This window comes from Lacinutrix mariniflava, assembly GCF_001418015.1.
Taxonomy (GTDB): domain Bacteria; phylum Bacteroidota; class Bacteroidia; order Flavobacteriales; family Flavobacteriaceae; genus Lacinutrix; species Lacinutrix mariniflava.
Genome location: NZ_LIQG01000021.1, coordinates 25,326 through 36,663 on the forward strand (window position 1 = coordinate 25,326; position 11,338 = coordinate 36,663).

Annotated in this window: 10 protein-coding genes; 3 read left to right on the plus strand and 7 right to left on the minus strand. The window is 32.5% G+C overall.

The features are described 5' to 3' along the window. Window positions 1-16 precede the first annotated feature (16 nt). The 7 genes from ASC44_RS05335 to tgt all read right to left on the minus strand — a co-directional run bounded on the left by ASC44_RS05335 (window position 17) and on the right by tgt (window position 8,291). Entirely contained in the window at window positions 17-1,273 is a 1,257-nt protein-coding gene (locus ASC44_RS05335; protein WP_193787260.1) for an asparagine synthetase B, read from the minus strand. Window positions 1,274-1,373: 100 nt separating this feature from the next. Continuing rightward, window positions 1,374-2,402, minus strand: coding sequence for an AI-2E family transporter (locus ASC44_RS05340; protein WP_055446594.1), 1,029 nt, complete (start codon window positions 2,400-2,402; stop codon window positions 1,374-1,376). Between the two features lie 71 nt (window positions 2,403-2,473). Next, window positions 2,474-4,006 carry a replicative DNA helicase gene (dnaB, locus tag ASC44_RS05345; RefSeq protein ID WP_055446595.1) on the minus strand — a complete coding sequence of 511 codons (1,533 nt, stop codon included), beginning with the start codon at window positions 4,004-4,006 and terminating at the stop codon, window positions 2,474-2,476. A gap of 183 nt (window positions 4,007-4,189) precedes the next feature. Beyond that, window positions 4,190-5,143 (minus strand): acetyl-CoA carboxylase carboxyltransferase subunit alpha, encoded by a 954-nt coding sequence (locus tag ASC44_RS05350; protein ID WP_055446596.1) that lies wholly within the window; start codon window positions 5,141-5,143, stop codon window positions 4,190-4,192. 40 nt (window positions 5,144-5,183) lie between these two features. After that, window positions 5,184-6,098, minus strand: a complete 915-nt coding sequence (locus ASC44_RS05355) for a DMT family transporter (protein ID WP_055446597.1) — start codon at window positions 6,096-6,098, stop codon at window positions 5,184-5,186. Further along, window positions 6,085-7,158: an LptF/LptG family permease gene (locus ASC44_RS05360; RefSeq protein WP_193787261.1), complete on the minus strand. Its 1,074-nt coding sequence runs from the start codon at window positions 7,156-7,158 to the stop codon at window positions 6,085-6,087. The genes ASC44_RS05355 and ASC44_RS05360 overlap by 14 nt, the downstream gene beginning before the upstream one ends. A 2-nt stretch (window positions 7,159-7,160) precedes the next feature. After that, complete coding sequence (tgt, locus tag ASC44_RS05365; RefSeq protein ID WP_055446599.1) at window positions 7,161-8,291, minus strand: tRNA guanosine(34) transglycosylase Tgt; 1,131 nt, start codon at window positions 8,289-8,291, stop codon at window positions 7,161-7,163. A gap of 380 nt (window positions 8,292-8,671) precedes the next feature. Between tgt and ASC44_RS05370 the strand changes: the two genes are divergently transcribed. The 3 genes from ASC44_RS05370 (at window position 8,672) to ASC44_RS05380 (ending at window position 11,316) form a co-directional block, all read left to right on the plus strand. Continuing rightward, a complete protein-coding gene (locus tag ASC44_RS05370) occupies window positions 8,672-9,517 on the plus strand; it encodes a transketolase (RefSeq protein WP_055446600.1) in 846 nt (281 codons plus the stop codon). Between the two features lie 55 nt (window positions 9,518-9,572). Beyond that, a complete protein-coding gene (locus tag ASC44_RS05375) occupies window positions 9,573-10,526 on the plus strand; it encodes a transketolase family protein (RefSeq protein ID WP_055446601.1) in 954 nt (317 codons plus the stop codon). 151 nt (window positions 10,527-10,677) lie between these two features. Continuing rightward, the gene (locus ASC44_RS05380; protein WP_055446602.1) at window positions 10,678-11,316 is read left to right on the plus strand and encodes an outer membrane beta-barrel protein; all 639 of its coding nucleotides are present in this window, start codon (window positions 10,678-10,680) and stop codon (window positions 11,314-11,316) included. Window positions 11,317-11,338 lie beyond the last annotated feature (22 nt).

Here is an 11,338-nt window from a genome sequence, read left to right on the forward strand (position 1 = left end):
AAATAGACATCTCATACTAGGTCTTCTGCTTCTTTTTCTTCGCCGCAGGAAATAACACATTATTAAGTATTAATCTATAACCTGGAGATGTTGGGTGTAAATCGAGTTCTGTCTTTGGGTCACCAACTTTATGTGTGTAATCTTCCGGATCATGACCTCCATAAAATGTAAAAAAGCCTTTTCCTTTAATACCATGAATGTATTTTGCTTCTCCATTTGTTTTGTTTTCACCCATAACAAGTACATTACTTTTAATTTGTTCTCGAGTAAAAGATGTGGTTTGTCCCATAAAACCTTTTACTAAAGCTGTGTGGTTTTGACATAACATGGTTGGAATTGGATCCCATTTTGCAGAGAAATCCATAAGAGAGAAATAATCTGTTTGTTTTGGTATTTTACGTTTTGGAGTCATGTCTATACTAGAAAACTCGTATACCATTGGACTGCGTTCCAACGTGTAATCTTTAAAAGCAAAGGTTTTATGGTACTGTATTTTAGATTGGTAATTAGCATCGCTCGCGTCTCCATCGAACATTGGCTCGCAAATATCTACACCTTCCGCAGATAATGCTATATCAAAACTATCTGTTGCACTGCACATAGCAAACATAAATCCTCCACCAACAACATAATCTCTAATTTTTAATGCAACGTCTCTTTTCTCCGTAGACACTTTACTGTAACCTAATTTTGTTGCGAGAGTTTCAGCAGATTTTTTTTCGTCTATATACCAAGCAGCGGTTCTGTAACGTGCATAAAATTTACCAAATTGGCCTGTAAAATCTTCGTGATGCAGATGCAGCCAATCGTAGAGAATTAGTTCATCTTTTAAAACGTCTTCATCGTAAATGGTTTCGTAAGGTATTTCGGCGTAGGTTAATACCATTGTAACCGCATCATCCCAAGGTAATTTGCCTTTTGGTGTGTAAACTGCAATTTTTGGAGCTTTTTCTAAAACTACAGATTCCATATTTTTACTTGGACTACTAATTTCATTTAATATACTTTCCGTTTTATCATCACTTAATACTTCGAAACTTACGCCTCGAATTTGACATTCTTTTCGAATTTCGTCAGTATCTGGCAATAAAAAAGAACCACCTCTATAGTTTAATAGCCACTTAACTTTTATGTCTTTGGCTAACGTCCAATAGGTAATTCCATAAGCTTTTAAGTGATTTTCTTGTGTTTCAGCATCCATTGGCACCAATAAATAAGATGCGTAACTTTGGCTTGTAATTAGGAAGATTAATATGAATAGTATTTTTTTCATTGTCTTATTTTTGATTATTTCAAAAATTGATTTTCATAGAAATAATCCTCTTGAAAGATAATTAAAAAAATTATTCCTTTTCAGAAACAGCAATAAATAATTAAGCAGAAATAATCTTAGCTATTCCTCTTGTACTAGGGAATTGTTCTAATATTATTTTAAGAAATACAGTAATAGGTATTGCCATTATTAATCCTGGAACTCCCCAAATAAATCCCCAAAACATTAATGCTACAAGCACTGTAATTACATTTATTGAAAAAGATTTCCCCATAAATATTGGTTCCAAAATAGAACCATAAAGCACTTGTGTTCCTGCAATTGCAATAATAAAAAACAATAATGTACTTGAAGCTTCTAATTCTACAAACGCAAAAACTGAAAGTAATAATACCGTTACAAATGAACCTACCATTTGAACAAAATTAATTAAGAAAGCAAATAAGCCCCAAAAAATAGGAAAACTTACATCGAAGAAATAGCAAGCTAAACCAGTAAATAATCCTGTTAGAAAGCTAACTAATACTTTTACTTTTATAAATTTTATTAAATCGTTTTCAATTTTAATGAATGTTTTAATAGATTGGTGTCTCTTCTTTAATAAGGTTTTATTAATAAGGTTTTCAATATTTATAGATTCGGCTAACCAGAGCACCACAAAGAAAATAGTCATCAACAATGCTGTTAACGCTCTTGTTATAACGGTTAAAGTGTTTCCAAAGTTTTTAAATATGGCTTCTTTATTAAGAAAACGAGATAATTTAGCATTGTCTTCTTTTATAGCTTCAGAACCAAAAATAGATTCCACTTCATAAACCAAATCATTTACTTTAGTTTGTGCTTTTAAAAGGAATGACGAATCGCTTTCCATTATCTGTTTACTCGATAATTTTACTAACTCTACTCCTAGTTTTACACCTAAAACGATAATTAATAGTACTATAAAAATACTTATTATTTTATGTACTCCTCTACGTTTTAAAAAACGCATTAATGGTAAAAACAACAACGCTATAAACATTGAAAAAAACAATGGAATAAATATAAACGATAAGACTTTAAGTAAATAAAATATTATTGGTATTACTATTATTAACAGTAAGTAGTTTGTTGTACGGAGTTTATCCATTATTGTTACACTTATTTTTATGTAAAGATAATTTAATGTGGTCTTTTATTGTTAAATTTTAACACTAGTTGTTAAAACGGAACTTCATCATCTGGAGCACCGAAGGCATCTTCTGGTGATGCAGTAAAATTATCGGTTTTAAAACCATCGTCATTAGCAGCATTCATTTTACTATGAAATTCTTGTCCAGAAGAGAAAGGTGTATCGAAATCATCTAGATTATCAAACTTACCTAAGTTTCCAATAAACTTTAAACGAATATTTTCAAGTCCACCATTTCTATGCTTTGCTACAATAAACTCACCTTGTCCAGCTGTAGGAGATTGATCGTCATCATCCCATTCATCAATTTTATAGTATTCTGGTCTGTATATAAAAGATACAATATCTGCATCTTGCTCAATGGCTCCAGATTCACGTAAATCTGAAAGTAAAGGTCTTTTACTTCCTCCACGTGTTTCTACAGCACGCGATAATTGTGATAATGCAATTACTGGCACTTCTAATTCTTTTGCTAAAGCTTTTAGGTTTCTAGAAATAGTAGATATTTCTTGTTCACGATTTCCTCCACTACCTGCAGCTGTCATAAGCTGTAAATAATCAATCATGATCATTTTAATTCCGTGCTGAGATGCTAAACGTCTTGCTTTTGCACGTAAATCGAATATTGAAAGCGATGGTGTATCATCAATAAACAAAGGTGCTTTTTCAAGCGCTTTTACTTTAACGTTTAATTGCTCCCACTCGTGTTTTTCTAATTTACCTGTTCTTAATTTCTCTGAAGACAAGCCGGTTTCACTAGAAATTAATCTTGTTATTAACTGTACAGAAGCCATCTCTAAAGAGAAGAAGGCAACAGGAACGTTATGCATTACAGCAATATTTCTAGCCATTGTTAACGTAAAGGCTGTTTTACCCATACCTGGACGTGCTGCAACAATAATTAAATCACTTGGCTGCCAGCCCGAGGTTAATTTATCTAGCTTATCGAAACCAGAAGGCACACCACTCATTCCATCTTTCTTAGAAATCTCCTCAATTTTCTTTTTGGCTTGTATTACTAAATCTTGTGCTGTTTCACTCGATTTTTTAATATTTCCTTGAGTTACTTCATATAATTTAGATTCGGCCATATCTAGCAAATCAAAAACATCTTGAGTTTCGTCGTAAGCGGTTTCTATAATTTCGCTTGATATTTTAATTAAGCTTCGCTGAATAAATTTCTGTAAAATAATACGGGCATGAAACTCAATATGGGCAGAAGAAGACACCTTTTGTGTTAACGAAATCAGATAAAAATCACCTCCAGCTAAATCTAGCTTCGCATTAGTTTTTAATTGCGTAGAAACGGTTAATAAGTCAATTGGTTGACTTTCCTGAAACAACATAAATATAGCTTCAAAAATATGTTGATGGGCTTCTTTATAAAATGCATCAGCACTTAAAATATCAATAACCTCATCGACACCTTTTTTATCAATCATCATCGCACCAAGAACAACCTCTTCTAAATCAAGAGCTTGCGGTGGTATTTTTCCTTTTTCAAGAGATATAATTGTACTTTTATCTACTTTATATCCGGATACTGGGTTGGGTTGCTTCATGTTAAGCTAATGTAAAACAATTGTTACGAGAATGTGCGTTTTAAGAATTTTCAATCTTAACACCTCTTCAACAATTGAACTGTTAATAAGTCAATAATATTGTTAATAAGCATAAAAAAATTCAAAAATTGAACTGGCTAAATGCTTAGTCTTATATTTTTTTATTTTAAGTATTTGTTACTGTTAGCCTTTATAAACTCCCATTTGAGAATATTTATCCATACGCTGCTCTACTAATTCTTTTGGTGATAAGTTTTTAAACTCATCGTAAGATTTTTCAATAGCATTTTTTACAGCTGCAAACGTTTTATCTCTATCACTATGTGCTCCTCCTAATGGTTCTTTAATGATTTCGTCTACTATCTTCATTCTTTTCATGTCTGTAGCAGTAAGCTTTAAAGCATCTGCAGCTTGCTCTTTGTACTCCCAGCTTCTCCATAAAATTGAAGAACAAGATTCTGGAGAGATTACTGAATACCATGTATTTTCTAGCATTAGCACCTTATCTCCTACTCCAATCCCTAATGCTCCACCAGAAGCACCTTCACCAATTACAATAGTAATGATTGGTACTTTAAGACGTGTCATTTCAAGAATATTTCTAGCAATAGCTTCACCTTGACCGCGTTCTTCTGCTTCTAAACCAGGATATGCTCCCGGAGTATCTAGAAGTGTTATTACTGGAATACCAAACTTCTCGGCAGATTTCATTAAACGAAGCGCTTTACGGTAACCTTCTGGATTTGCCATCCCGAAGTTTCTGTATTGTCTTGTTTTTGTATTGTATCCTTTTTGTTGACCAATAATCATGTAACTTTGGTCTCCAATTTTACCTAATCCACCAATCATGGCTTTATCGTCTTTAAAATTACGGTCTCCATGTAGCTCTAAAAAAGAGTCTCCACATAAAGCTTTAATATAATCTAAAGTATAGGGTCTGTTAGGATGGCGCGACATTTGTACACGCTGCCATGGTGTTAAATTCTTGTAGATTTCCTTTTTAGTTGCAACAAGCTTTTTCTCTATTTGTTTACAGGTTTCTGTAACATCGACTTCGCTCTCTTTACCAATAATTTGGCATTTGTCTAATTGGTCTTCTAGTTCCTTTATTGGTAATTCAAATTCTAAATATTCCATTGAGAATTATATTATATAATTTCTAAGTTAGGTTACAAAATTACACATTTTTTTCGTTTTGTGTCTTCTTATTTTTAAAGGCTTTTGTGTTTTTTATTATTCCGTTTAAAATCACGGTAGTCAATATAATAAGAGCTCCATAATAAAATGAAGATGACATGGTCTCTGTTTCTGGGAATATTACTAATGCTAATATCACACCATAAATAGGCTCTAAATTATAGGTAAGCACCACTGTATAAGGACTAATTTGTTTCATTACATATACTGATGCTATAAACGCATAAGCCGTACAAATAGTTGCTAAAATTAATAAATAAAGAAAATCTTCGATGCTTAATTGGAAATATTCTAGAGAAAAACCATCTCCAAATATTAATATAAATAGTGAAATAAAAACAACACCCGCAATAAACTCGTAAAATGAAATTTTTGTAGCTGAATCTTTTTCAAGAAATTTACCATTTAAAACGGCGAATAGTGACGAAAAAAAAGCTGATGAAATACCTAGTAAGATTCCTGTAATGTGCTTCATCTCTGTTTGCAGAATTATTGCAATTCCTATAATTACAATGACTCCAAAGAGTATTTCGTACCAAATAATTTTTCGCTTATAAACTATTGGCTCTATAAATGAAGCAAAAAAGGCTCCTGTAGAAAACATAGCTAAAGCTATTGAAATATTAGCAACATCTATGGATGCGAAAAAAGTGATCCAATGTAGAGCAATTATAACTCCAGCGACAGAGAACTTAAGAAGTGTTTTTCGGTCTATCGTAATATCTACTTTAGCTATTTTTATATAAGCAAACATAAAAACAGTAGCAATTACCATACGAAACCAAACTAGTGAAACGGCCTCGATAGTGATAAGTTTTCCTAAAACAGCAGTAAAACCAGCTATAAAAACTAAAAAATGTAGATGTAAATAATTTTTAAATTTATCGTTTAGCATTGTATAATAATATAACAGCTAAAATACCAAAAATTACGTTTGGAAACCAAACTGCTATTAAAGGCGAGAAATCAGACTGTGCTGCCATAGTACCAAAGACTTTGTCGAAGAAAACAAATATCATGGCAATAGTAATACCAAAAGCAAGATTAACTCCCATTCCTCCTCTTCTTTTAATAGAAGATACGGCAACTGCTATAATTGTTAATATAAATACAGAAACAGGTAAACTCCACTTTCTATACAATTCTAATTTGTAACGACCAATATTAGAAGATCCACGTTTTTCTTCACGTGAAATAAAACGCTTTAAATCTATATAATTCAAAGTCTCCGCAATATAATCGTCTGGTACTAAATCTTCTAGTTCGAAACTAAAAATAGTGTCTTTCCTGCGTTCACTTTCAAGAATATCTTTTTCGTCTGTAACTGTACGTTTAAAGTAATTACGCATTCTGTAAATAGAATCTTCCTCGATATATCTTATACTATTTGCACTTATTTTATGAGTCATCTTATCTCCTTCAAAGTGTTCTAGTGAGAAATTTAAACCTTGAGCTCTTACGCCATCAAAACTACTAACGTATATAATTTCGTTATCATTAATCTGTTTAAAAAGCTTTTGATTTTGAGTGCTTTTCTTTCCTTTTAAATATTTGTATTGAAAATCGTTAAACCCTTTACTAGCATTAGGTGCAAGATACAAACCTAGAACAATTGAAATTAAACCTACAATAGTGGCTCCAATTATATAAGGTCTTAAAAATCTTGAAAATGATACTCCTGAACTTAAAAAAGCAACAATCTCTGTGTTATTTGCTAATTTAGAAGTGAACCATATTACCGAAAGAAATAAAAATAATGGAAATAAAAGATGAGCAAAGTACACAGTAAAATCTAATAGATATAACATTACTTCACCAAAAGGTGCCTCACGCTCTAGGATTTTACCTATTTTTTCGGCAAGGTGAACTGTTATTCCTATTGGAATAAACAGCAGTATCATCATTAAAAATGTGAGTAAGTAGCGCTTTAATATGTACCAATCTAGTATTTTCAATATTAAAGTCTTTTATCCATTTGTTTAACCATCATGTCTTTCCAAGTTCTAAAATCTCCTGCTAAAATATGCTTTCTAGCTTCACGAACCAACCACATATAAAATCCTAAATTATGAATGGTTGCTATTTGTGCTGCTAATCTTTCGTTTACAGTAAATAAATGTCTTACATAAGCCTTAGAGTAATCTGTATCCACCCATGTAATTGCCATATCGTCTAAAGCAGAAAAATCGTCTCTCCATTTTAGGTTTTTAATATTTATAGAGCCATGTGCTGTAAATAACATACCGTTTCTAGCATTACGCGTTGGCATAACACAATCAAACATATCTACACCAAGTGCAATATTTTCTAGGATATTAATTGGAGTTCCAACTCCCATTAAGTAACGTGGTTTATCTTCTGGAAGTATAGCCGTTACAATCTCTGTCATCGCATACATCTCTTCTGCCGGTTCACCAACAGACAAACCTCCAATAGCATTACCTACTGCTCCTGAGTTTGCTATATACTCTGCCGATTGCACACGTAAATCTTTATAACAACTCCCTTGTACAATTGGAAAGAATGCTTGAGAATAGTCGTATTTAAAAGGTACTTTCTCTAAATGATTAATACATCTATCTAACCACCTATGCGTCATCTTCATTGAGCGTTTAGCATAATTATAATCGCAAGGATACGGTGTACATTCATCGAAAGCCATAATAATATCTGCTCCAATACTACGCTGGATCTCCATTACGCTCTCTGGTGTAAATGTATGGTAACTACCATCGATATGAGATTTAAACTTTACACCTTCTTCTTTAATCTTTCTATTAGCAGATAAAGAGTAAACTTGATAACCACCAGAATCGGTTAAAATATTACGATCCCAATTCATAAATTTATGTAAACCACCTGCTTTTTCTAAAACATCTATTTGAGGTCTTAAATATAAATGATAAGTGTTTCCTAAAATTATATCTGGATTAATATCATTTTTCAGCTCACGTTGGTGCACTCCTTTTACAGAAGCAACTGTACCAACGGGCATAAAAATTGGAGTTTCTATAACGCCATGGTCTGTAGTAAGTACTCCAGCTCTTGCACTACTTTGTGCATCTTTACCTTTTAATTCGAATGTCATATTTATGGAAATATTCAGCATGTAAAGATAAATAACAAAATAACATAGCTTCTTAAACATTTAATAAAATTCTAAAAACTTTACAAGTGCACTATTTCTATTACTTACAAAAATAAAAATATTACGGAGGTTTAACTTCTCTCTATAGAAAAGCGCGTTAGTGATAGTAACGGAAAGCCCACAGCCTGACGCAGGAAGTGCGAGGACTTGTAGTGGATAGCGCGACCCTTGTGGTAACACCCAAATAATTTTTGCAGTGCACTAAAAGTTTACAATTGTTAGCAAATTGTATGAATTGGTTAATAAATGTATTAACTCTTTCTTTGTTTAAGGCTTATAATAAAGTTATTTTTGATACTTTATAAATCAAGCTAAAAACAATGGCAAACACACAACAATTAGAAGACATTACAACTCAAGTTCGTAGAGACATTTTACGAATGGTTCATAAGGTAAATTCTGGACACCCAGGAGGTTCTTTAGGCTGCGCAGAATTTTTTGTTTCGCTTTACAACGAGATAATGGATAGGAAAGAAGGTTTTGACATGGATGGTATTGGAGAAGATTTATTTTTCCTTTCTAATGGTCATATCTCACCTGTTTACTATAGTGTTTTAGCTAGAGTTGGTTATTTCCCAATAGAAGAGTTAAATACTTTTAGATTATTAAATTCACGTTTACAAGGACATCCAACAACTCATGAAGGATTACCAGGAATTCGTATTGCTTCAGGTTCACTAGGTCAAGGTCTAAGTGTTGCCCTTGGTGCTGCACAAGCTAAAAAATTAAATGGTTGTAACCACTTAATTTATAGTTTACATGGAGATGGTGAATTACAAGAAGGTCAAAATTGGGAAGCTATTATGTATGCTGCAGGAAAAAATGTAGATAATATAATTGCTACTATAGATTTAAATGGTCAACAAATTGATGGTTCTACAGACACTGTATTACCAATGGGAAGTATAAAAGATAAGTTTGAAGCTTTTGGCTGGACTGTTCTTGAAATTGAAAAAGGTAATAATATAGATGCTATTTTAAAAGGAATGGCAGAAGCAAAATCTTTAACTGGAAAAGGAAAACCTGTTTGTGTATTACTAAAAACAGTTATGGGTAACGGAATCGATTTTATGATGCATACTCATGCTTGGCATGGAAAAGCACCAAATGATGAGCAATTAGCTATTGGTTTAGCACAAAACCCTGAAACTTTAGGCGATTATTAATTCCTATCCTAAATCCTTCCCAAAAGGAGGGACTTTTTAAAAACTAAGATAAAAGATGAAAACATACGAAAACCAAGGTAATAACGATACACGCTCAGGATTTGGAGCAGGATTAACAGAATTAGGAAGAACAAACCCAAATGTAGTTGCACTTTGTGCAGATTTAATTGGTTCGCTAAAGATGGATCAATTTATTGAAGAAAACCCAGAACGTTTTTTTCAAATAGGAATTGCAGAAGCAAACATGATGAGTATTGCTGCTGGTTTAACTATTGGTGGTAAAATACCATTTACTGGAACATTTGCTAACTTTTCTACAGGTCGTGTTTACGATCAAATAAGACAAAGTATTGCATACTCTGATAAAAATGTAAAGATTTGTGCTTCTCATGCTGGTTTAACTTTAGGTGAAGATGGTGCAACACACCAAATACTTGAAGATATTGGATTAATGAAAATGTTACCTGGCATGACTGTAATCAATACTTGTGATTACAACCAAACTAAAGCTGCAACTATAGCTATTGCAGAGCATAAAGGGCCTGTATATTTACGTTTTGGAAGACCAAAAGTTGCAAACTTTACTCCTGTGGATCAGAAATTCGAAATCGGTAAGGCATTACATTTAGTAGATGGTACAGATGTAACTATTGTTGCTACTGGACATTTAGTTTGGGAAGCACTAGAAGCGGCTAAAGCTTTAAATGAAAAAGGGATTTCTGCTGAAGTTATAGATATTCATACTATTAAGCCTTTAGATGCTAAAGCAATTATAGATTCTGTAAGCAAAACAAAATGTATAGTTACTGCGGAAGAGCATAACCATTTAGGAGGACTTGGAGAAAGTGTTGCAAGAGTGTTATCACAACACAATCCTACACCTCAAGAGTTTGTTGCAACAAATGATACTTTTGGAGAATCTGGAACACCAGCTCAACTAATGGAAAAATATGGCTTAAATGCTGATGCAATTGTAAAAGCTTGCGAAAAGGTTATAAAAAGAAAATAGTATTTTAGTTAAAACTATATTTTTAAAGGCTAAAAAATCAATTGATTTTTTAGCCTTTTTTATTTGTTAATATTTAAAAGCCATCAGTATAAGAAAATATATTGGCACGATTTTCGTTTAAAGATACAGTTCACATTAAAAAACGACAACTATGAGAAATTTTGTAAAGTTTCAGAATCACTTCAATAATAAAAGTGATTTAAGAAAAGGAGTATGGTTATCTGTAATATTTATTGTGGCTATAGTTTCATCTGCTATAGCTCAAAACGGAAGCGGATTTGGGATTAAAGGAGGAGTAAACTACAATGCTAATGGTGATTATTTTAATTCAATTAGTAATACTTCTGAAGATCCAACACGAGCAATAGGGTACCACATTGGAGTCTTTGGTAAACTAGGTGATAAAGTATACTTAAAACCAGAACTGATGTACACCAAAACAAGTAGTGCATATGATGCAGGAGATTTTGAGCTACAACGTATTGATGCTCCTGTTTTAGTTGGAATTAAAGTATTAGGTCCTGTTAGTGTTTTTGCAGGCCCTGCTTTTCAATATATTTTAGATTCTGACATAGAAGATGCTAGAATTGGTGCCGTAGAAAATGATTTTACTGTTGGTCTAAATTTTGGAGTCGCTTTAAATTTTGATTCGCTTGGAATCGATCTACGCTACGAACGTGGTTTTTCGGACAACGAAGCGACTATTATTACAAATAATTCTACAGTAAATATAGGTAGACTAGATACAAGGCCAGATCAATTAATATTGAGTCTTTCTATTAAATTATAAAAAGTTCTAAAATAAAAAAAGA

What these genes read in the sequence shown, in the direction of transcription:
- ASC44_RS05335 (WP_193787260.1), bottom strand. Translation starts at nt 1,273, where the DNA reads ATGAAAAAAATACTATTCATATTAATCTTCCTAATTACAAGCCAAAGT.
- ASC44_RS05340 (WP_055446594.1), bottom strand. Translation starts at nt 2,402, where the DNA reads ATGGATAAACTCCGTACAACAAACTACTTACTGTTAATAATAGTAATA.
- dnaB (WP_055446595.1), bottom strand. Translation starts at nt 4,006, where the DNA reads ATGAAGCAACCCAACCCAGTATCCGGATATAAAGTAGATAAAAGTACA.
- ASC44_RS05350 (WP_055446596.1), bottom strand. Translation starts at nt 5,143, where the DNA reads ATGGAATATTTAGAATTTGAATTACCAATAAAGGAACTAGAAGACCAA.
- ASC44_RS05355 (WP_055446597.1), bottom strand. Translation starts at nt 6,098, where the DNA reads ATGCTAAACGATAAATTTAAAAATTATTTACATCTACATTTTTTAGTT.
- tgt (WP_055446599.1), bottom strand. Translation starts at nt 8,291, where the DNA reads ATGACATTCGAATTAAAAGGTAAAGATGCACAAAGTAGTGCAAGAGCT.
- ASC44_RS05370 (WP_055446600.1), top strand. Translation starts at nt 8,672, where the DNA reads ATGGCAAACACACAACAATTAGAAGACATTACAACTCAAGTTCGTAGA.
- ASC44_RS05375 (WP_055446601.1), top strand. Translation starts at nt 9,573, where the DNA reads ATGAAAACATACGAAAACCAAGGTAATAACGATACACGCTCAGGATTT.
- ASC44_RS05380 (WP_055446602.1), top strand. Translation starts at nt 10,678, where the DNA reads ATGAGAAATTTTGTAAAGTTTCAGAATCACTTCAATAATAAAAGTGAT.